The sequence below is a fragment of the Streptomyces coelicoflavus genome (genome assembly GCF_045041415.1).
GTDB lineage: Bacteria > Actinomycetota > Actinomycetes > Streptomycetales > Streptomycetaceae > Streptomyces > Streptomyces coelicoflavus.
On the sequence record NZ_CP108218.1, the window covers coordinates 2,442,126 to 2,463,705 of the forward strand.

16 protein-coding genes are annotated in these 21,580 nt (G+C 72.4%); 4 read left to right on the forward strand and 12 right to left on the reverse strand.

The features are described from left to right. Positions 1-18: 18 nt before the first annotated feature. Entirely contained in the window at positions 19-945 is a 927-nt protein-coding gene (locus tag OHA99_RS10590) for a proline dehydrogenase family protein (RefSeq protein ID WP_087789452.1), read from the reverse strand. A 165-nt stretch (positions 946-1,110) separates the two neighbouring features. Here OHA99_RS10590 and OHA99_RS10595 point away from each other — a divergent pair, with 165 nt between their 5' ends. Further along, positions 1,111-2,352, forward strand: coding sequence for a PucR family transcriptional regulator (locus OHA99_RS10595; protein WP_405695497.1), 1,242 nt, complete (start codon positions 1,111-1,113; stop codon positions 2,350-2,352). On the opposite strand, the gene OHA99_RS10600 is transcribed toward OHA99_RS10595, so the two are convergent. Further along, positions 2,333-2,923 carry a TetR/AcrR family transcriptional regulator gene (locus OHA99_RS10600; RefSeq protein ID WP_282881680.1) on the reverse strand — a complete coding sequence of 197 codons (591 nt, stop codon included), beginning with the start codon at positions 2,921-2,923 and terminating at the stop codon, positions 2,333-2,335. The two genes, OHA99_RS10595 and OHA99_RS10600, sit on opposite strands and share 20 nt — an antisense overlap. 84 nt (positions 2,924-3,007) lie before the next feature. Here OHA99_RS10600 and OHA99_RS10605 point away from each other — a divergent pair, with 84 nt between their 5' ends. After that, positions 3,008-4,555 carry an MFS transporter gene (locus OHA99_RS10605; protein ID WP_366473814.1) on the forward strand — a complete coding sequence of 516 codons (1,548 nt, stop codon included), beginning with the start codon at positions 3,008-3,010 and terminating at the stop codon, positions 4,553-4,555. 65 nt (positions 4,556-4,620) lie between these two features. Here the strand turns inward: OHA99_RS10605 and serA are convergent, their stop codons facing one another. The 6 genes from serA to OHA99_RS10635 form a co-directional block, all read right to left on the reverse strand. Further along, positions 4,621-6,210 carry a phosphoglycerate dehydrogenase gene (gene serA, locus OHA99_RS10610; RefSeq protein ID WP_007444764.1) on the reverse strand — a complete coding sequence of 530 codons (1,590 nt, stop codon included), beginning with the start codon at positions 6,208-6,210 and terminating at the stop codon, positions 4,621-4,623. A gap of 218 nt (positions 6,211-6,428) precedes the next feature. Continuing rightward, entirely contained in the window at positions 6,429-7,427 is a 999-nt protein-coding gene (gene ilvC / locus OHA99_RS10615) for a ketol-acid reductoisomerase (protein WP_007444763.1), read from the reverse strand. Between the two features lie 139 nt (positions 7,428-7,566). Further along, the gene (ilvN, locus tag OHA99_RS10620) at positions 7,567-8,091 is read right to left on the reverse strand and encodes an acetolactate synthase small subunit (protein ID WP_003973483.1); all 525 of its coding nucleotides are present in this window, start codon (positions 8,089-8,091) and stop codon (positions 7,567-7,569) included. A gap of 21 nt (positions 8,092-8,112) precedes the next feature. Next, positions 8,113-9,954, reverse strand: a complete 1,842-nt coding sequence (locus OHA99_RS10625) for an acetolactate synthase large subunit (RefSeq protein ID WP_153177806.1) — start codon at positions 9,952-9,954, stop codon at positions 8,113-8,115. 241 nt (positions 9,955-10,195) lie between these two features. Then, positions 10,196-13,294: a bifunctional diguanylate cyclase/phosphodiesterase gene (locus OHA99_RS10630; protein WP_194279911.1), complete on the reverse strand. Its 3,099-nt coding sequence runs from the start codon at positions 13,292-13,294 to the stop codon at positions 10,196-10,198. A 404-nt stretch (positions 13,295-13,698) separates the two neighbouring features. After that, entirely contained in the window at positions 13,699-14,643 is a 945-nt protein-coding gene (locus tag OHA99_RS10635; protein WP_153177808.1) for a 2-hydroxyacid dehydrogenase, read from the reverse strand. A 74-nt stretch (positions 14,644-14,717) separates the two neighbouring features. Between OHA99_RS10635 and OHA99_RS10640 the strand changes: the two genes are divergently transcribed. Next, positions 14,718-15,716 carry an aldo/keto reductase gene (locus OHA99_RS10640; RefSeq protein WP_405695501.1) on the forward strand — a complete coding sequence of 333 codons (999 nt, stop codon included), beginning with the start codon at positions 14,718-14,720 and terminating at the stop codon, positions 15,714-15,716. Between the two features lie 89 nt (positions 15,717-15,805). Beyond that, positions 15,806-17,020 carry a PQQ-dependent sugar dehydrogenase gene (locus tag OHA99_RS10645; RefSeq protein ID WP_366473810.1) on the forward strand — a complete coding sequence of 405 codons (1,215 nt, stop codon included), beginning with the start codon at positions 15,806-15,808 and terminating at the stop codon, positions 17,018-17,020. A gap of 7 nt (positions 17,021-17,027) precedes the next feature. Here OHA99_RS10645 and OHA99_RS10650 read toward each other — a convergent pair whose 3' ends face one another. The 4 genes from OHA99_RS10650 to OHA99_RS10665 form a co-directional block, all read right to left on the reverse strand. Then, entirely contained in the window at positions 17,028-17,249 is a 222-nt protein-coding gene (locus tag OHA99_RS10650; RefSeq protein ID WP_153177811.1) for a DUF6191 domain-containing protein, read from the reverse strand. 38 nt (positions 17,250-17,287) lie between these two features. Further along, a complete protein-coding gene (locus OHA99_RS10655; RefSeq protein ID WP_366473808.1) occupies positions 17,288-20,431 on the reverse strand; it encodes an AAA family ATPase in 3,144 nt (1,047 codons plus the stop codon). A gap of 104 nt (positions 20,432-20,535) precedes the next feature. After that, entirely contained in the window at positions 20,536-20,724 is a 189-nt protein-coding gene (locus OHA99_RS10660) for a hypothetical protein (protein WP_153177813.1), read from the reverse strand. A gap of 206 nt (positions 20,725-20,930) precedes the next feature. Continuing rightward, the gene (locus OHA99_RS10665; RefSeq protein WP_153177814.1) at positions 20,931-21,551 is read right to left on the reverse strand and encodes a hypothetical protein; all 621 of its coding nucleotides are present in this window, start codon (positions 21,549-21,551) and stop codon (positions 20,931-20,933) included. Between the last annotated feature and the right edge of the window lie 29 nt (positions 21,552-21,580).

Genomic DNA, 21,580 nt, shown 5'->3' on the forward strand with positions numbered 1-21,580 from the left:
TCTTGCGAGCGGGTGGGCTCAGCCCTTGCTGACCATCGAGCGGGCGAAGAACCGGAGGTTGGCCGGCTTCTCCGCCAGACGGCGCATGAAGTAGCCGTACCAGTCGGTGCCGTAGGCGGTGTAGACGCGCATCCGGTGGCCCTCGGCGGCCAGCCGCAGGTGCTCGTCGCCGCGGATGCCGTACAGCATCTGGAACTCGTACTCGTCGAGCTTGCGTCCGGCCGTGCGGGCCAGCTCCTGGCCGATGGAGATCAGGCGCGGGTCGTGCGACCCGATCATCGGGTAGCCCTCGCCCTCCATCAGCGTGCGCAGGATGCGGACGTACGCCTTGTCGATCTCGTGGCGCTGCTGGTACGCGACCTCTGCGGGCTCCTTGTAGGCGCCCTTCACCAACCGTACGCGAGAGCCGCTGTCGGCGAGGCGGCGCGCGTCGGCCTCGGTGCGGAAGAGGTAGGCCTGGATGACGCAGCCGGTCTGCGGGAAGTCCTTCCGCAGCTCCTCGTGGATGGCGAACATCGAGTCGAGGGTCGTGTGGTCCTCGGCGTCGAGCGTGACCGTGGTGCCGATCTCGGCGGCGGCCTCGACGACCGGGCGGACGTTGCCCAGGGCCAGCTCGTGGCCGCCGTCCAGCGCCTGGCCGAACATCGAGAGCTTGACGGACATCTCGGCGCGGGTACCGAGCTCGAGCGGCTTGAGCCGGTCGATCAGCTCCAGGTACGCGTCGCGGGCGGCCTCGGCCTGCGCGGGGGTGGTGATGTCCTCGCCGACGACGTCCATCGTCAGTTCCAGGCCCTGATCGGTGAGCTCCCGGACGATCGGCACGATCTGGTCGACCGTCTCGCCGGGGATGAACCGGTCGACGACCGGCTTGGTCACGGGCGCGGCCGAGACGAGACGACGCATCCGGTCGCTGCGCGACGCGGCGAGAATCACGGGACCCAGCACGGGGCACCTCCACTTACCAACCAACACAGGGGCCGCTGCCCGACGTAAGGGGAACGGCACGGAGAACCACCGTGAAATCTAAGGATGACCCCGATCGTCGGCCATCGACAGCTGTCACGCATCCGTGCCGCGGATCTCAGACAGATGTATGAAGGCCGCGCGCAAATGCGGCAGAATGCCCGGGTGACGTCCGATTCCAGAGGTTCCACAGGCTCCGGTGGGACCCGTGGTGACTACCAGGAGCTGGTCGACGAGCTCTCCGAGCTGCTGGGCGCGCCCGCCACGCTGGAGAACCGCGACTTCGAGCTGATCGCCTTCGGCGCGTACGACAGCGAGGGCGACCTGGACCCCTCCGTCCTGGACCCGGTGCGCACCCGCTCGATCCTCACCCGGCGCTCCACCGCGGCGGTCCGGGCCTGGTTCGAGAGCTTCGGCATCACCCGCGCGACCGGCCCGGTCCGCATCCCGCCGACGCCCGAGGCGGGCGTGTACCGGGGGCGCACCTGTCTGCCGGTACGCCATCGGGGTGTGGTCCTCGGCTACGTCTGGCTGCTGGACACCGACCCGGGGCCGACCGAGCGGCAGCTGGCGGCGGCCATGGAGGTCACGGCACGGATCGGCGCGCTGCTCGCCGACGAGGCGCAGCACGGCGCGGACCTGAGCCGGGAGCTGCGGGCGGTGCTGACGGCGGAGCGGGACTGGCAGCGGGGCATGGCGGTGGCGGAGCTGCGCAGCGCGCTGGGCGCCCGGGCCGAGACCCCGCACGCGGTGGTGTGCGTGGCGCCCTGGCCCTCGGCCGATCCCGACGACGCGCCCTCGGTCCGTACGGTGCCGGGGGCCACGGCACTGTGCACGGTGCCGTGGGGGGTCTCGGCCGTGTCGCTCGCGCTGCTGGTCCGGCTGCGCTCGGCGGAGGTGCAGACCCCGGCGACGTCGGCGGCGGGGCGGCTGCTGGAGCGGGCGGGGACGGCCATGGGCCGGGGCGGCCCGGCGGGTGGCGCCGCGGCCGGTGTCTCCGCGCCGCGCACGGGCCTCGCCGACCTGGGGGCGGCCTGGTCGGAGGCGTCGGCGGCGGCCCGGGCGGCGCGGGCGGAGACACGGTTCGGGCCGGTGGCGCAGTGGACGTCGATCGGGGCGTTCCGCCTGCTGACCTCGCTGCCCCCGCGCTCCGCCGACGATCCCGCCGTACGCGCCCTGCTCTCCCCCGCCCACCGCGAACTCGCCCGCACCGCGGAGGTGTACCTGGACTGCGCGGGCCAGGCCGGCCGCACCGCCGCCGAGCTGGGCGTCCACCGCCAGACGCTGTACTACCGGCTGTCGCGCGTCGAACAACTCACGGGCCTGGACCTGGACGACGGCGAGGACCGGCTGCTGCTGCACATGGCGCTCAAGGCGCGTCGCCTGTAGCGGCCCCGATCACCCGGCGCAGGCCCTCGGTCAGCGTGTCGGCGTCGGGTGCGCTCTTCGGGTCGAAGGTCCACTGGGCGATGAGGCCGGTCATCAGGGTGACGTAGAACGCGCCCAGGGTGTCCGTCGTCTCGTCCGTGATGTCCTCCTCCCTGCCGCCCATGAGCAGGGGGATGATGCCGCGCCCGGCCTCGCGCTGGGCGCGGCCGAGGTGGTCGCGCAGCTCGGGCATCCGGTCGCCCATGACCAGCACTTCCATGCTGAGGCGCCAGATGGAGCCGGGCTCCCGCATGGTGCCGATGATGTTGGACCACACCTGCTGGAACCGCTCGACCGAGCCCGGTTCCGTGTCGTCCAGCGCGGGGCGCTCCCCCTCGAAGGCGCCCCCCATCGCCTCGATCAGCTCGATGTACGCCTGGGCGAGCAGGACGTCCTTCGACCCGTAGTGGTAGCCGATGGACGCCAGGTTGGTGCCCGACTCCTTGACGATGTCCCGCGCGGTCGTGCGCGCGAACCCCTTGTCCAGCAGGCAGCGCTTGGCGCCCTCGAGCAGATCCTCACGGTGTCCCATGCCGACACCTTACCCAGTCGCCCATACGCATGTATTAAACGCTCGTTCTAGACAAGCGTTTATGACGTGCGTACAGTCCCCGCCATGACAACGATCCCGTCCCGGGCCGGCCGCCGTGAGTGGACCGCGCTGGGCGTACTGATGCTTCCGCTGCTGCTGGTCTCGATGGACGTCTCCGTCCTCTACTTCGCGATCCCCCAGATCAGCGCCGACCTCGACCCGAGCGGCACCCAGCAGCTGTGGATCTTCGACATCTACGGCTTCGTCCTGGCCGGGCTGCTGATGACGATGGGGGCGCTGGGTGACCGCATCGGCCGGCGCAGGCTCCTCCTCGTCGGCGCGGTGGCCTTCGGCGCCGCCTCCGTGCTCGCCGCCTACGCGCACACCGCAGAGACGCTGATCGCGGCCCGCGCGGTCCTCGGCATCGGCGGCGCCACCCTGATGCCGTCGACGATGGCGCTGGTCCGCACGATGTTCACCGACCCCGCCCAGCGGGCGAAGGCGATCGGACTGTGGTCCGGGGTGATGACGGCCGGGATCGCGCTCGGCTCGGTGATGAGCGGCATCCTCGTCGAGCACTTCTGGTGGGGCTCGGTCTTCCTGGTCAACCTGCCCGCGATGGCCCTGCTGCTGGTCCTCGGCCCGGTGCTGCTCCCCGAGTCGAAGAGCCCGTCCCCCGGCCGCTTCGACTGGCTGAGCGTCCCGCTGTCGATGGCGGCGGTCCTCCCCGTGGTCTACGGCCTCAAGGAGCTGCCCTCCGAGGGCTGGAACGTCCGCTACGTCGTCTCGATCACCGTGGGTCTGCTCTTCGCGGCGCTGTTCGTGCACCGCCAGCGCACCTCGGCCTCGCCGATGATCTCGCCCGCCCTCTTCCGCGGGCACGGTTTCACCCCGGCGCTGGTCCTCAACACCCTGTCGGCCTTCGGGATGCTGGGCTCGGCGTACTTCACCACCCAGTACCTCCAGTCGGTCCTGGGCAAGAGCGCGCTGGAGGCCGCGCTGTGGAGCCTGCTGCCGTCGGTGCTCATCGGCGCCGCCGCACCGGTCGCCGCCCAACTGGCCCAGCGCGGTGTCGAGCGCGCGTACCTCGTGACGGCCGGATTCGTCGTCGCGGCGGGCGGCTACGGGCTCCTCGCCCTGGCCGGTACGGACTCCCTGTGGCTGGTGCTGGCCGCGTGCGGCGTCCTCGCCGCCGGCATCGTCGTGGTGATGTCCCAGCTCACCGACCTGGCCCTCGGCTCGACCCCGGTCGAGAAGGCGGGCGCGGCCTCCTCACTGCTGGAGACCGGCACCGAGTTCGGCGGCGCCCTGGGCATGGCCACCCTCGGTTCCATCGGTACGGCGCTCTACCGCCACGGTGTTCCCTCGGACGCGCCCGAACCGGCGCAGGAGACCCTGGGCGGCGCGCTGTCCGTCGCCGCCGGACTTCCCGGGCGCGCGGGAGACGCCCTGGCCACGGCGGCACGCGAGGCGTTCACCGACGGAATGCGGGGCGCCGCGATCGCGGGGGCGCTGCTGCTGCTCGGGGCGGCGGCGCTGGCCGCGCTGGGGCTGCGGAACATCCGGGTGCGGCCGGAGGCGGAAACGGCAAACGCCGGAGAGGCTGACCGACTCAGCCCGTCCGGCGTTTGAGCACGAGGCCCGTTCAGGGCCGTGAGCGGGGGTCCCGGGGGCGGCAGCCCCCGGGTACGGCCGCCTCAGACGAGGTTGACGGACCGGGCGGACGTCGCCCCGATCTCCGCCGAGACCTCCGCCAGCACCCCGGCGGGCACCGTGTCGTCGACGGTCAGCACGGCCAGCGCCTCGCCGCCCACCGTCGCGCGGGCGACCTGCATGCCGGCGATGTTGAGACCCGCCTCGCCGATGATCCGGCCGACGGTGCCGACGACGCCGGGACGGTCCTCGTAGCGCAGGACGACCATGTGGTCGGCGAGGGCGAGATCCACGTCGTACTCGCCGATGGCGACGATCTTCTGGAGGTGCTTCGGTCCGGCCAGCGTGCCGGAGACCGACACCTCCTCGCCGTCCGAGAGGGTGCCGCGCACGATGACGACGTTGCGGTGCTCGGGGGACTCCGAGCTGGTGGTCAGGCGGACCTCGACGCCGCGCTCCTGGGCGAACAGCGGGGCGTTGACGTACGACACCGTCTCGTCGACGACGTCCTCGAAGACGCCCTTGAGCGCGGACAGCTCCAGCACCTTCACGTCGTGCTGGGTGATCTCGCCGTAGACCTCGACGTCGAGGCGGACGGCGACCTCCCCGGCGAGCGCGGTGAAGATGCGGCCGAGGCGCTCGGCGAGCGGCAGGCCCGGCTTGACGTCCTCGGCGATGACGCCGCCCTGGACGTTGACCGCGTCGGGGACCAGCTCGCCGGCGAGGGCGAGGCGGACCGACTTGGCGACGGCGATGCCGGCCTTCTCCTGGGCCTCGTCGGTGGAGGCGCCGAGGTGCGGGGTGCAGACCACCTGGTCGAACTCGAACAGCGGCGAGTCGGTGCACGGCTCCTTGGCGTACACGTCGAGGCCGGCGCCGGCGACGCGGCCCTCCTTGAGCGCCGAGTACAGCGCCTCCTCGTCGACGATGCCGCCGCGCGCGGCGTTGACGATGCGGACGCTCGGCTTGACCTTGCGCAGCGCCTCGTCGCCGATCAGGCCGAGGGTCTCGGGGGTCTTGGGCAGGTGGACGGTGATGAAGTCGGAGACCTCGAGCAGCTCGTCCAGGGACAGCACCTTGACGCCCATCTGCGCGGCCCGCGCGGGCTGCACGTAGGGGTCGTAGGCGACGACCTTCATGCCGAAGGCCGACATGCGCTGCGCGACCAGCGCGCCGATGCGGCCGAGGCCGACGACGCCGAGGGTCTTCTCGGCCAGCTCGACGCCGGTGTACTTGCTGCGCTTCCACTCGCCGTTCTTGAGCGCGGCGTTGGCCTGCGGGATGTTGCGGGCGGTGGCGACGATCAGGCCGCAGGCCAGCTCGGCGGCGGTGACGATGTTGGAGGTCGGGGCGTTGACCACCATCACGCCGGCCTTGGTGGCGGCGGAGACGTCCACGTTGTCCAGACCGACTCCGGCGCGGGCGACGACCTTGAGCTTCTTGGCGGCGGCCACGGCCTCGGCGTCGACCTTGGTGGCGGAGCGGACCAGGATCGCGTCCACGTCGGCAATGGCGGGGAGCAGTTCGGCCCGGTCCGCGCCGTTGCACTGGCGGATCTCGAAGTCGGGGCCGAGCGCGTCCACGGTCGCGGGCGACAGCTCTTCGGCGATGAGTACGACGGGTTTCGAGCTCACGTGAGTCCTCACAAGTCCAATGCGGACGGCCGTCCCGACGGCCGCATGCGGAGGGTTGCTAGCCGCGTGGAAGACGCACGACGCTGTGGGCCTGACGCGTATGTGTTCAGCAGTCTAGTGGCGTGGCGGGCAGTGTCCTGCGCCTCTGCGGAAGCATCACCCGGAAGTGGATCCCGCGGGGGTGCCCGGCGCACCGGGCACCCCCGCGGGGCAAAGACCTACGCCTCTTCGTCGACCCAGCTCATGAGCTTGCGCAGCTCCTTGCCGGTGGTCTCCAGGAGGTGCTCGGAGTCCTGCTTCTTGTACTCGTTGTACTTCTTCAGACCGCCGTGGTACTCGTCCATCCAGTTCTTGGCGAAGGTGCCGTCCTGGATCTCGGCGAGGACCTTCTTCATCTCGGCCTTGGTGGCGTCGGTGATGATCCGCGGGCCGGTGACGTAGTCGCCCCACTCGGCGGTCTCGGAGATCGACCAGCGCATCTTCTCCAGGCCGCCCTCGTACATGAGGTCCACGATCAGCTTCAGCTCGTGCAGGCACTCGAAGTAGGCGATCTCCGGCTGGTAGCCGGCCTCGGTCAGGGTCTCGAAGCCCGCCTTGACCAGCGCGGCCGTGCCACCGCACAGGACGGCCTGCTCGCCGAAGAGGTCGGTCTCGGTCTCCTCGGTGAAGGTCGTCTTGATGACGCCGGCGCGGGTGCCGCCGATGCCCTTCGCGTACGACAGGGCCAGCGCGAAGCCGTTGCCCGTGGCGTCCTGCTCGACGGCGGCGATGCAGGGAACGCCGCGGCCCTCCTCGTACTGACGGCGCACCAGGTGGCCCGGGCCCTTGGGGGCGACCATGCAGACGTCCACGCCGGCCGGGGGCTTGATGAAGCCGTAGCGGATGTTCAGGCCGTGGCCGAAGAACAGCGCGTCGCCGTCCTTCAGATTGTCCTTGATGTCCTTCTCGTAGACCTCGGCCTGGATCGGGTCCGGGACCAGGATCATGATGACGTCGGCCTCGGCGGCGGCCTCGGACGGACTCACCACGCGCAGGCCCTGCTCCTCGGCCTTGGCCTTGGACTTGGAGCCCTCGTGCAGACCGACGCGCACGTCGACACCGGAGTCGCGCAGCGACAGGGCGTGGGCGTGGCCCTGGCTGCCGTACCCGATGACCGCGACCTTGCGGCCCTGGATGATGGACAGGTCGGCGTCGGCGTCGTAGAACAGCTCGGCCACTGGGTTATCTCCTTGTGTGCAGGTGTTGCGTCCCACCGTATGCCGGTGGGGGGAGGCGAAGTTTCGGGGTCTCGGAATGCGGGCGGCCGACGGTGTCCCCGGCCGCCCGTTTCCGTCGTGGTGCGGACTGTTTCCGTTGTTACGCGGACCGGTCGAGTGCGCGCAGCGAGCGGTCCGTGATCGAACGGGCGCCGCGGCCGATGGCGATCGTGCCGGACTGGACGAGCTCCTTGATGCCGTACGGTTCCAGCATCCGGAGCATGGCGGTCAGCTTGTCGCTGCTCCCGGTGGCCTCGATGGTGACGGCCTCCGGGGAGACGTCGACGGTCTTGGCGCGGAACAGCTGGACGATCTCGACGATCTGGGAGCGCGTCTCGTTGTCGGAGCGCACCTTCACCAGAACGAGTTCGCGCTGGACGGCCTGGGTGGGCTCCAGCTCGACGATCTTGAGCACGTTGACCAGCTTGTTGAGCTGCTTGGTGACCTGCTCGAGCGGGAAGTCCTCGACGCTCACCACGATGGTGATGCGGGAGATGTCGGGGTGCTCGGTGACGCCGACGGCGAGCGAGTCGATGTTGAAGCCGCGGCGCGAGAAGAGGGCGGTGATCCGCGCCAGGACGCCGGGGGTGTTCTCCACCAGGACGGAGAGCGTGTGCTTGGACATGGTCTCTTCGGTCTCTCTCGCTCAGTCGTCTTCGTTGTCGCCGAAGTCGGGGCGGACGTCCCGGGCGGCCATGATCTCGTCGTTGGAGGTGCCGGCGGCGACCATCGGCCACACCATCGCGTCCTCGTGGACGATGAAGTCGACGACGACGGGGCGGTCGTTGACGGAGTTGGCCTCCTCGATCACCTTGTCGAGGTCGGCGGGGTCCTCGCAGCGGATGGCGTAGCAGCCCATGGCCTCCGACAGCTTCACGAAGTCGGGGACGCGGGTGCCGCGGGCCTGAGGGTTGACGTCGTCCGGGCCGGAGTGCAGCACCGTGTTGGAGTACCGCTGGTTGTAGAACAGGGTCTGCCACTGGCGGACCATCCCGAGGGCGCCGTTGTTGATGACGGCGACCTTGATCGGGATGTTGTTCAGGGCGCAGGTGGTCAGTTCCTGGTTGGTCATCTGGAAGCAGCCGTCGCCGTCGATCGCCCAGACGGTGCGGTCGGGCCTGCCGGCCTGGGCGCCCATGGCGGCCGGGACGGCGTAGCCCATGGTCCCCGCGCCGCCGGAGTTCAGCCAGGTGGCGGGCTGGTCGTACTGCACGAAGTGCGCGGCCCACATCTGGTGCTGGCCGACGCCGGCCGCGAAGATGGTGCCCTCGGGCGCCAGCTGTCCGACGCGCTCGATGACCTGCTGCGGGGAGAGCGAGCCGTCCTCGGGCTGGTCGTAGCCCAGGGGGTAGGTGTCGCGCCAGCGGCTCAGGTCCTTCCACCAGGAGCCGTAGTCGCCCTTGTTGCCCTCGTCGTGCTCCTTCTGGACGGCCTGCACGAGGTCGGCGATGACCTCGCGGGCGTCGCCGACGATCGGCACGTCGGCGGCGCGGTTCTTGCCGATCTCGGCCGGGTCGATGTCGGCGTGGACGATCTTGGCGTGCGGGGCGAAGCTGTCCAGCTTGCCGGTGACGCGGTCGTCGAAGCGGGCTCCGAGGGCGACGATCAGGTCGGCCTTCTGCAACGCGGTGACGGCGGTGACCGCACCGTGCATGCCCGGCATTCCCACGTGCAGCGGGTGGCTGTCGGGGAACGCGCCGAGCGCCATCAGGGTGGTGGTGACGGGCGCTCCGGTGAGTTCGGCGAGGACCTTCAGCTCGGCGGTGGCCTTCGCCTTGAGGACGCCGCCGCCGACGTAGAGCACGGGGCGCTTGGCGGCGGTGATGAGCTTGGCCGCCTCGCGGATCTGCTTGGCGTGCGGCTTGGTGACCGGGCGGTAGCCGGGCAGGTCCATGACCGGCGGCCAGGAGAAGGTGGTCTTCTTCTGGAGGATGTCCTTGGGGATGTCGACCAGGACGGGACCGGGGCGGCCGGTCGAGGCGATGTGGAACGCCTGCGCGATCACCCGGGGGATGTCCTCCGCCTTGGTGACCAGGAAGCTGTGCTTGGTGATCGGCATGGTGATGCCGACGATGTCCGCCTCCTGGAAGGCGTCCGTGCCGATCGCGGAGGAGACCACCTGCCCGGTGATCGCGACCAGCGGCACGGAGTCCAGGTTGGCGTCGGCGATCGGGGTGACCAGGTTGGTGGCCCCGGGGCCCGAGGTCGCCATGCAGACGCCGACCTTGCCGGTGGCCTGCGCGTAGCCCGTGGCCGCGTGGCCGGCGCCCTGCTCGTGGCGGACCAGGACGTGGCGCACCCTGGTGGAGTCCATCAGCGGGTCGTAGGCCGGAAGGATCGTGCCACCGGGGATGCCGAATACGGTGTCGGCGCCGACCTCCTCGAGAGAGCGAATGAGGGACTGCGCACCCGTGACGTGCTCGGGGGCGGACTGTCCTCCGGATCGGGGCCGGGGCTGCGGGTGAGCCCCGGTGGCCTGCTCGGTCATCGGCGTTCTCTTCTCGATGCTGAGGGTTTTTGCGAGGTTTGGGCGAACTGTGCTGCTGCTCGGCAGGTGCCTGTGCAACAAAAAACCCCTCGTGCCATAAGGCAAGCGAGGGGAGCGCGTCGGTGTGGGTCGCGGGGAGTCCGGGTCGGCCCGGACGTCACCAGCTTCAGCCGACGCGCTTTCCAAGTACGAGAATTCGGGTGCGCATGGCACTGACCTTCCCTCCGGCGCGCACTCACTGTCAAGTGGGTGGGACGGGAGTCTCATTATGTGAGCGCAGCGCCGTGCCACCACTGAGGACGGCGGGCAGCCCGGAGGCCACACCTCCGGCCACCTGGCCCGCGCCGGGACCGCCGACGCTCTTGGTGAACACCCCGGCGCCGCCGCCCGCGAAGGCCGGTTCGGCCGGGCCGTGCGGCACCGGGTAGTGGCCGGTTCCGAGCGCTCTGCGCAGCCGGTACTCGTCCAGCGCCCCGGAGAACGCCATGCCCTGTCCGTGCGTGCAGCCCATCGCGCGCAGGGCGACGATCTGCTCGGGCAGGTCGACGCCGTCGGCGACGGACTTCAGCCCGAGGTCGGTGGCGATGCGCAGCAGACCACTGGTGATCTTGTGCAGCCGCGCGGACTCCACGACGCCCTCGATCAGACCGCGGTCCAGCTTGAGGACGTCCACGGGCAGCCGCCGCAGCGCGGTGATCGCCGCGTAGCCGCTGCCGAAGCCGTCCAGCGCGATCCGGACGCCGACCCTGCGCAGGGCGTTCAGCCGGCGGTCCAGCTCGTCGAGGCCGACCCGTGGGTCGATGTCCGACAGCTCGATCACAAGAGAACCCGGGGGCAGCCCGTGCCGGGTCAGCAGGGCCTCGACGGAGCCCAGCGGCATGGAGCGGTCCAGCAGGCGGCGGGCGCCGATGCGTATGGCCACGGTCACGGAGAGCCCGGCCGCCGCGCGTTCGGCGGCCTGCTCGACGGCCTCGCGGAGTACCCAGCGATCCAGTTCGGCGGTTCTGTCGCCGTCCTCGGACACCCGCAGGAACTCGGCGGGGGTGAACAGCACGCCCTGCGAGGAGCGCCACCGCGCCTGGGCGCAGACCGACGTGATCCGGCCGTCCGTCAGGGAGACCACCGGCTGGTGCAGCAGCGCGAACTCCCCGTCGTGCAACGCGGCCCGCAGACGCGTGGCCAGCTCGGCCTTGCGTACGACGTCCTGCTGCATCTGCGGCCGGTACAGTTCCACGCGTCCCTTGCCGCCCGCCTTGGCCCGGTACATGGCGAGGTCGGCGTTGCGCAGCAACTCACCGGCACCGAGGCCCGGTTCGGCGAAGGCGACGCCGATGGAGGCGTTGACCCGGACCTCGTTGCCGTCGATGAGGTAGGGCTGGGAGAGGGTCAGCCTGAGCCGGTCGGCCAACTCGCGGATGTGGCCCTCGCGGGCGGCCCGGTCCCGGGCGCCGTCCCCGACGATCAGGGCCGCGAACTCGTCGCCGCCCAGTCTGGAGGCGGTGTCCCCCTTGCGGACGGCCTCGTGGAGTCTGCGGGCGGCCTGGACGAGCAGCTCGTCCCCGGCCTGGTGCCCGATGGTGTCGTTGACGCCCTTGAAGCCGTCGAGGTCGATGAAGAGCACCGCCGTGCCGCGCAGGGCGGCGCCCCGGTCGGAGGCGCGGCGGCCGGAGAGGGCCTGCTGGACGCGCCGGGTGAACAGGGCGCGGTTGGGCAGGTCGGTGAGCGGGTCGTGTTCGGCGTTGTGCTGGAGCTGCGCCTGGAGGCGCACTCTTTCGGTGACGTCCCGGCTGTTGAAGATGAGGCCGCCGTGGTGCCGGTTGACGGTCGACTCGACGTTGAGCCAGCCCCCCTCACCGGAACGGAAGCGGCACTCGATGCGCGTGGTGGGTTCCTCGACCGGGCTGGCGGCCAGGAACCGGCGTACCTCGTGCACCACGCAGCCGAGGTCCTCGGGGTGGATGAGCCCGGCCAGTTCGCTGCCCACCAGCTCCTCCGCCGGGCGTCCGTAGACACCGGCGGCGGCCGGGGAGACGTAGCGGAGGATGCCGTTGGGCGCGGCGATCATGATGACGTCGCTCGAGCCCTGGACCAGGGAGCGGAAGTGGTTCTCCTTCTGGGCCAGTTCCTGGGTGAGGACGATGTTGTCGAGCAGCATGATGCCCTGCCGGACGACGAGCGCGAGCACCACGGTGCCGCCGGTCAGCAGCACGACGCGGTCGACGCTGCGGCCGTTGAGCACGTTGTAGAGGATGCCGAGGGTGCAGACGGCGGCCGCGAGGTACGGCGTGAGCGCGGCCAGGGACCCGGCGATGGGCCGGGCGGCCGGGTAGCGGCCCCGCTCGCCGCCCTGTCCCGGTCCGGGCAGGGAAGGGGACGTGGCGGGCGGTACGGAGGGCGGCGTGGGCTGGTGGCCGGTGCCGCGCTGTCCGGGCACGTGTTCGCGCACCACGCGGGTGTGCCCGCCGGAGCCCTGCTCGTCCGGCGCCCGCCGTCCGTGCCGGGAGGCGGCCCAGGGGGCGTAGGCGAGCAGCAGGGAGCCGGCGAACCAGCCCGCGTCGAGCAACTGCCCGGAGCGGTAGCTGTTGTGCAGCAGCGGTGAGGTGAACAGGGCGTCGCACATCACCGTCAGGGCGAGCGCGCCGATGGCCGTGTTGACGGCGGACCTGCACACGGGCGACCGCCTGAAGTGCAGCGCGAGCACCATGCTGACCAGGGCGATGTCGAGCAGCGGGTAGGCCACCGAGAGCGCGGAGTGCGCCACGCTGGACCCGCCCTCGGCCTTCGCCGCCTGGGCGAGCGCCAGACTCCAGGCCAGGGTCAGCAGCGAACCGCCGATCAGCCAGGCGTCCAGGCCGAGGCAGATCCAGCCGGCCTTGGTCACCGGCCGCTTGGCCAGCACGAGGAGTCCCACGATGGCCGGCGGGGCGAAGCACAGGAAGAACAGGTCCGCGTAGCTGGGGCTGGGCACCGGCACCCGGAGTACGACCTCGTACCACCCCCAGACCGCGTTGCCGAGGGAGGCCATCGCCGAGGAGAGGGCGAAGAGCAGCCAGGCCGGTCGAAAGCGGACGCGGCGTTCGCGGGCGTAGAGGAAGCAGGAGACGGCGGCGGTCGCCGCGGCGGCGCTCAGCCCGAAGTCGCCCATGATCTTGGCGACGTACGCCGAGCCCCAGCCGAGCGCGGCACCGACGGCGTAGGCCGCGCAGACCAGGGCCAGCACGAGCTGGCGGACGAGGGGCGTCGGGCCGGCGGCGGCCGACGACCGGGGCAGCAGCGGTCCGGGCGGAGCCTGGCCACCGCGCAGCGCTCCGTCCAGCGTGGGCACGGGGGGCGGACTCACCGCGGCCTCCCGGTCCGCACCGCTCCCGCGTCCCGTGCGCACCGGCACCGGTGGGCCGGCCACTCCTGCCTTGCGTGCGCGCCCGGACGGCGCGGGTGGGGGCGGCGCCGGACGGAGCGGCTGTGCCGGCCCCGTTCGCGCGCGGTCGTGGCGGTCGTGCGCCAGGGTCGCCGACGGCGGCCCCGCCGCGTCGGATCGTTGGTCCATAGGCCGTGCATCGCCCGTCGCCCCCCTCACGGTCTGAGATGTCCATCCCCGGCGCCGAACGGTGCGCGGCGCGTCCCCTGTCGGACGATACACCAGTATCGTCACTCAGGGACATAGGTTCTCTACGCTCCGTGACGACCAGCGGATATGCGCGTACCCACCGCATCCGGGGGGTTGCGGAGGGTGCCCGGAACGGGTTACGCGCCCGTCGTCAGGATCACGTTGCGCAGCGGCTCCCGGTTCACGAAACGGTTCAACTGGTCCACCAGCAGCCGCTTGGCGCGCGGCAGGAAGGCTGAGGTCGGACCCCCTGCGTGCGGGCTGACGACTATGCCGGGAGCATGCCACAGCGGATGGCCCTGCGGCAGCGGTTCGGGGTCGGTCACGTCGAGGGCCGCGGTGAGGCGTCCGCTCTCCAGTTCGGCGAGCAACGCCTTCGTGTCCACGACGGGTCCGCGCGCCACGTTGACGAGCAGGGCACCGTCCTTCATGCGCGCCAGGAACTCGGCGTCGACCAGGCCCCGGGTGGCTTCGGTGAGCGGTGTGGACAGGACGACGACATCGGCCTGCGGGAGCAGGGCGGGGAGTTCGGTGAGCGGGTGCACGGGGCCGCGCTCCGAGGCACGGGCGGAGCGCGCGACGCGCACGACCGGCGCAACCTCGAACGGCACGAGCCGGTCCTCGATCGCGGCGCCGATCGACCCGTACCCGACGATGAGCACCGTCCGGTCCGCGAGCGCGGGCCGGAACCCTCCGCCGAGCCACTCGCCGCGGTCCTGCGCCCGCACGAAGTCCGGGATCCCGCGCAGCGACGCCAGGATCAGGGCCAGGGTCAGCTCCGCGGTGCTGGCCTCGTGCACGCCGCGCGCGTTGCACAGCCGTACGCCCGCGGGCAGGTGCTTCAGTCCGGCCTCGACGTGGTCGATGCCCGCGGAGAGGGTCTGGACGACCTGGACGGAGCGCATCTCGGGCAGCGGACGCACCCCGACCCCGCTGGGCCTCATGTAGGGGACGACGTAGTACGCGCAGTCGGCCGGGTCGGCGGGATAGGTGTCCTCGCCGTCCCAGTGGCGGTAGGCGGGGCCCTCGGGAAGGCCCTCGATCTCGTCCGGGGGGATGGGCAGCCACACGTCAGCAGTCATGGTCAGGAGGCTATGTCAGGGGCCGAGGAGGCAGAGGTTAGGTTGGGTGGCCTGACGAGGGAGGGTCACGACCGGTGGAGCGCAGGACGATCGGCGCGACGGCACTCGCGGTGGGGGCCGTCGGACTCGGGTGCATGCCGATGAACTGGGCGTACAGCGCCTCCCGGCAACGGGGCGACGAGTCGCTCAGGACCGTGCACCGGGCCCTCGACCTCGGCGTCTCCCTGCTGGACACGGCCGACATGTACGGCCCGTTCACCAACGAGCTGCTGCTGGGGCGGGTGTTGCGGGAGCGGCGGTCCGAGGCCTTCGTGTCGACCAAGGTCGGTCTGCTGGTGGGTGAGCAGCACATCGTGGCCAACGGCCGCCCCGGCTATGTGAAACGTGCCTGCGACGCGTCCCTGCGCCGGCTCCAGACGGACGTCATCGACCTCTACCAACTGCACCGCGCCGACCCCGAGATACCCGTCGAGGAGACCTGGGGCGCGATGGCGGAGCTGGTGCGGGCCGGGAAGGTGCGGGCGCTCGGGCTCTGCGCGGTCGGGGCACGCTCGGCCCGGCGGCCGGGGGCGCGGCTGCACGACGCGACGGTCCGCCAGCTGGAGCGGGTCCAGCAGGTCTTCCCGGTGAGCGCGGTCGAGGCCGAGCTGTCGGTGTGGTCGCCGGAGGCGCTGCGGACGCTGCTGCCGTGGTGCGTCTCGCGCGGCGTCGGATTCCTGGCCGCGATGCCGCTGGGCAACGGCTATCTGACCGGCACGCTGACGCCGGGCCAGGGCTTCGAACCGCAGGACCTGCGGGCCCGGCACCCCCGTTTCACCGCCGAGATGATGGCCGCCAACCAGCCGATCGTGGCCACGCTGCGCCGGGTCGCGGCCCGGCACGGCGACGAGGTCACCGCGGCGCAGGTGGCGCTGGCCTGGGTGCTGGCGCAGGGACGGCACGTGGTGCCGGTGCCGGGCACCAAGCAGGAGCGCTGGGTGACGCAGAACGCGGGTGCGGTGGGGCTGCGGCTGACCGAGCGGGATCTGGCGGAGCTGCGGGTGCTGCCGCCGGCGCGGGGTCCGTGGGAGTGACGCGTGCGGCGAATCCCGAATCCGGCGCGGGCCGGCCGGCGCCGGATTCGGGATTCGCCGTTCGGGAACCTGGGGAGCTCCTGCGGTGTATGACAGGGAGAACCCGCCGCGTCGAAGGGACCACGATCGTGCGACGTCGAGCCGTGCCGGCCGTGCTGGCCGCCGCTCTCCTGCTGACGGCCGGCTGCTCCTCCGACGGCGGGGACCCGTCCGGAGCGGACGGCGGCCCCTCCTCCCCGACCGGTACGGCGGCGCGGTCCTCGCCCGCCGGATCGCCCAGCGGATCGCCCACCGAGGAGGCGGCGCCCGCGAAGGGCTCGGTGAAGGTGCTCCGCACGGTCGCCACGGGACTGGACAGCCCTTGGGGTCTGGCCCCGCTGCCGGGCGGTGACCTGCTGGTCTCCTCGCGCGACGAGGCCACGATCACCCGCGTCGACGCGAAGACGGGCGAGAAGACGGAGCTGGGCGAGGTACCCGGGGTCTCCCCGTCCGGCGAGGGCGGCCTCCTCGGCATCGCGCTCTCCCCCGACTACGCCTCGGACCACATGGTCTACGCGTACTTCACCTCCGCCTCGGACAACCGCGTCGTGCGCATGCTGTACGACGACAAGAAGCCGTCGGGCCAGCAGCTGGGCGCGCCGGACACGGTCTTCCGGGGCATCCCCAAGGGCGTGATCCACAACGGCGGGCGGATCGCCTTCGGCCCCGACAAGATGCTCTACGCGGGCACCGGCGAGAGCGGCGACACCGGCCTGTCGCAGGACAAGAAGTCCCTCGGCGGCAAGATCCTGCGGATGACCCCGGACGGCGAACCGGCGCCCGGCAACCCCTTCCCCGACTCCCCCGTGTACTCGTACGGCCACCGGAACGTGCAGGGGCTGGCCTGGGACGACAGGCAGCGGCTGTTCGCCTCGGAGTTCGGCCAGGACACCTGGGACGAGCTGAACGCGATCAAGCCGGGTGACAACTACGGCTGGCCCGAGGCGGAGGGCAAGGGCGGCGGCTCCGGCTTCCACGACCCGGTCGCGCAGTGGAGCACCGACGAGGCCTCGCCCAGCGGCATCGCCTACGCCGAGGGTTCCGTGTGGATGGCGGGGCTGCGCGGTGAGCGGCTGTGGCGGATCCCGCTGAAGGGCACGGAGGCGGCGGCCGAACCGCAGGCCTTCCTGGAGGGCGAGTACGGCCGGCTGCGCACGGTGGCACCGGCGGGCGGCGACAAGCTGTGGCTGGTCACCAGCAACACGGACGGGCGCGGCGACGCGAAGGGCGACGACGACCGGATCCTGGAGCTGGAGGTGAGGTAGGCGCCCGCTACTCGCCTTCCGGCGACGGGGACGGCGCCGGTGCGGACGGGTCCTCCGCGTCCTCGCCGGAGCGCGGCCGGTGGACGACGACCTTGCCCGAGGTGAGGTCTATGGGGCCGTGACCGGGATCGCCGTCGCCCACGTCCTCGCGGGTCAGTTCGAGGCGGTTCTGCTCGTCCTGGGTGTGCTTGCGGCCGGGGGAGAACAGCTCCTCGAATGCGTTGAACATCGTGCCTCCGTCGCTCGGCGTCCCTTACAGCGTAAGCCTCACTCCGTCGAACCGGAGGTGAGCCGTTCGGCGGGGAACAGCGCCAGCCGGTGGGCCACGGCCGCCGCCTCGCCGCGGCCGGAGACGCCCAGCTTGGCCAGGATGTTCGACACGTGGACGCTGGCCGTCTTGGGCGAGATGAAGAGTTCCTCGGCTATCTGGCGGTTGGTGCGGCCGTCGGAGACCAGCCGCAGCACGTCGCGCTCCCGGCCGGTGAGGCCCAGGGCGCCGGCCGGATCCGTGGGCCCGGACGCGGTGGCCGGTTCGGTGGCGTGGCCCAGCGTGAGGCGGGCTCGGCGGCCGAGCAGGGCGACCTCGTCGGACAGCGGGCGGGCGCCGAGGTGGTCGGCGACGGTGCGGGCCAGCCGCAGCAGCTCCGTGGCCCGGGCGCGCTCGTCCTCACCGCCGGTCGCCAGGAGGGCGGCGGCCAGCCGGTGCCGGACGCGGGCGAGGTCGTAGGGGCGCTCCAGGCGTTCGAAGGCGGTGACGGCCTCCGACCAGAGCCGCGGGGTGTCGCGGTCCCGCGCGCGGTGGAGTTCGGCGCGGACCCAGCAGGCGTGGGCGTCCCAGACCGGGGCGCCCGTCGTGAGGTGCTTCGCGGCCCCGGCGAGGCGGTCGAGGACGGCGGCGCGGCCCTCCTCGGCGGCCGGCAGGGCGCGCGCGTCGGCCTCCGCCGCGGCGGCGGACAGCAGCAGGGGCCAGCCGTAGCGCTGGGTGCCGGGCGGGAAGCCGTCGTCCAGGGCGCGGAGGAGTTCGGCGCGGGCGTCCGCGAGGCGGCCCTCGGCCGCGGCGATGCCGACCGTGAGCGCGGCCAGCGGCAGCCGGTACTGGGGCATGGGGTCGTGGGTGCCGTAGGCCTCGCGGGCCCCGGCGAGCAGCCGGGCGGCCTCGGGCCGCTCGCCGCGGGCGAGGGCGACGGCGGCGCGTTTGAGCGCGGCGCCACCGCGGGGTGCGGGGCTGCGGCCCGGTGCTCCGGCCCGGTCCGCCGCTTCGAGGGCCTCGTCCCAGCGGCCCAGGGAGATGAGCGACTCGGCGAGGTTGCCCCAGACCCAGGCCTCGGACTCCAGCAGGCCCATCCGCCGGGTGAGGTCGACGCCCTCGCGCAGGATGCCGAGCGCGTCCCGGGAACGGCCGACGCTCTCCAGGGACGAGGGCAGGTTGACGTGGCTGCGGGCGACCACGGTGGACCGGTCCTGGGTCACCACCAGGTCCCTGACCTGGAACATCTCGGCGAGTCCCGCGTCGATCTGCCCCGCGTCCACCATCAGGCCGCCGAGGGTGAGCCGGGCGTTGAGCTCGATCTCGTCGGCGCCCACCATGCGCGCGTACTCGACGGCCCGTTCGGCGGCCGTCATCGCGTCGGGGCCGGGTGAGTGGAGCATCGACCAGTTGGCGGCCATGGCCAGCACCTCGGCGTGCACCTGGGAGGGCGGCAGGCCGCGGACCAGTTCCTGGGCGATGCCCAGTTCGCGCCAGCCGTCGCCGCGGCCCTGCGCCTGGACGAGGAGCGAGCGCTGGGTCCAGAACCAGGCGGCGCGCTGCGGGTCCCGGCCGTTCGCGCCCGTCCCGGTGCCCGAGTCCTGTTCGTCCTCCAGCAGGCGCAGCGCCCGCTTGGTGATCTTCATGGCGCGCTCGCGCTCCCCGCACAGCCGCCCGGCGACGGCCGCCTCGGCCATCAGGTCCAGGTAGCGCAGGGGGGTGGTGGCGGGGTCGCGGCCGCAGGGAGGGTAGACCTCGGCGCAGTCGACGGGGCGCAGGGTGGCGCGTACCTCGTCGGGGGCGGCGTCCCACAGCTCCATCGCGCGCTCGAGGAGCCGCAGTTGCTCGGAGTAGGCGTGCCGGCGGCGGGCCTCGACGGAGGCGTCCAGGACGGCGGGCAGGGCCTGGGCGGGCGCGTGGGCGTGGTACCAGTAGCTGGCCAGACGCATCACGCGCTCGGCGGCCGGCACCAGCGTGGGGTCGGCGTCCAGGGCTTCGGCGTAGCGGCGGTTGAGGCGGGAGCGTTCGCCGGGGAGCAGGTCGTCGCCGACGGCCTCGCGGACCAGGGAGTGCCGGAAGCGGTAGCCGTCGCCGTCGGGCGCGGGGAGCAGGATGTTGGCGTTGACCGCGGAGCGCAGCGCCTCGATGAGGTCGTCCTCGGCGAGCCGGGCGACGGCGGCCAGCAGCCGGTACTCGACGGTGGAGCCGCCCTCGGCGACGATCCGGGCGACCCGCTGGGCGCTCTCGGGCAGGGCTTCGACGCGGACCAGGAGCAGGTCGCGCAGGGAGTCGGTGAGTCCGGTGCGGCTGCCCTCGTGGGCGGCCACGGCGAGTTCCTCGACGAAGAACGCGTTGCCGTCGGAGCGTTCGAAGATGGCGTCGACCTGGAGCGGGTCGGGTTCGTGGGCGAGGATCCCGGCGATCTGGCGGCCCACCTCGTCGCGGGTGAAGCGGCCGAGTTCGAGGCGGCGGACGGTGCGCAGCCGGTCCAGCTCGGCGAGCAGGGGGCGCAGCGGGTGGCGGCGGTGGATGTCGTCGGAGCGGTAGGTGGCGAGGACGACGAGGCGGCCGGTGCGCAGGGTGCGGAAGAGGTAGGCGATCAGGTGGCGGGTGGAGGCGTCGGCCCAGTGCAGGTCCTCCAGGACGAGGACGACGGTGCGCCGGGCGGCGACGCGCTCCAGCAGGCGGGCGGTGAGCTCGAAGAGCCGCGCCATGCCCTCCTCGTCGTGCCGGCTGCTGCCCGGGCCGGCCGGGGCGCCCTCGGCCAGCTCGGGCAGCAGCCGGGCCAGCTCCTCCTCCTGCCCGGCGGCCGCGGCGGCCAGCTCCTCGGGCAGGTGGCGGCGCAGGGCGCGCAGCGCGGTGGAGAAGGGGGCGAAGGGCAGCCCGTCGGCGCCGATCTCGACGCAGCCGCCCAGTGCGACGACGGCGCCCCGCCGGTCCGCCGCGGCGGCGAACTCCTCGACGAGGCGGGTCTTGCCGACGCCCGCCTCGCCGCCGAGCAGCAGGGCCTGCGGCTCTCCCCCGGATGCGGACGCCCCGGAGGCGGACGCCCCGCTGGCGTCGCTGCCCGTGGCACGGGCGAGCGCATCGTTCAACGTGTCCAGTTCGCCGGTGCGGCCGACGAACACGGGACTGACGGACCTGGTCTCCACGGACCCGAGCATCGCACGCGGGTCCGACAGCGGGGCACCGGTTTTCGGCAGGTGGACGGCGACGGGAACGACGGCGGGGAGGGAGGCCGCGCGGCCTCCCTCCCCGGCTCCCCCGTTCACGCGACCCGGGCGAACCGGGGCCGGCGCTGTCGTCGCGGCGTATGGCTCTCCGCCTCGGCGGCGCCGTGCCGGGCCTCCCGGCGGGCGGCGCGGCGGGCCCGGACCACCTCGCGGGCCAGCCGGGCCTCGTCGGCGCGGCGGATCAGTTCGGCGGAGCGGTACTGCTGGATCTCGTACTCGTACATGGTGTGTCCCCTCGGTGAGAGCCGGTTCCGGCTTCGCTCGTTCGCGATGCCTCAACCTTCGTCTCCCAGGGGGGTGGGCCACATCGGGCAAGTTCCGCATCTTCGGCGCCGCCCCGGGGCCTTAGACGCGCGTGAGGGGTCTTAGGGCGCGCGCCACTGGCGTGCGGTTGCCCTAAGACCCCTCAGAGTTGCGCGGAAATGCCTGGTCAGCCCGTGGAGGGCAGTCCCAGCAGGACGTCCGTGTACTTCAGTACGGCCAGGAGCAGGCCGATGACGCCGAGGGCGACGCCCGCCCAGGCGACCGACTTGATCCACGGGGCCTGCGGGCGGCCGGGGGCACCGAACGCGGGGCGGGCCAGCACGACGACGCCGACGATCAGCGCGACCAGGGCGAAGACGCCGCCCCACATCGCGGTGGCCTGCCAGGCGTTGCCGTAGCCCTTCTCGATCAGTGTGCCGACGTTCGACGACGAGGAGGTCTGCAACTGGCCCATCAGCGACTCGCGCGCGGAGGCCACGGTGCCGACCCAGCTGCCGGTCAGGGAGACGATGCCGAGACCGGCGGAGACGACGGCGCCCGCGCCCTGGCCGACGCCGGTGGCGCCGGCCTCGGCCCCGTCGACGCCGTCGGTCTTGCCCGTGACGTCGACGTCCTCCGGCGTGCCGGTGCCGTCGAGGGTGTCGGGGGTGGCGGTGCCGGTCTCGTCGGCGGTCCCGGCCGCCTCAGTGGCTTCGGCGGCCTCGGTGGACCCGGCCGTCCCGGCCGCCTCGTCCGTCTTGTGCTCGTCGGTCTTCACGCCGGTCTCGTCCACTGTCTTCGTTCCCATGCCTCGCACCGTACGGACGCTGTCTGAGA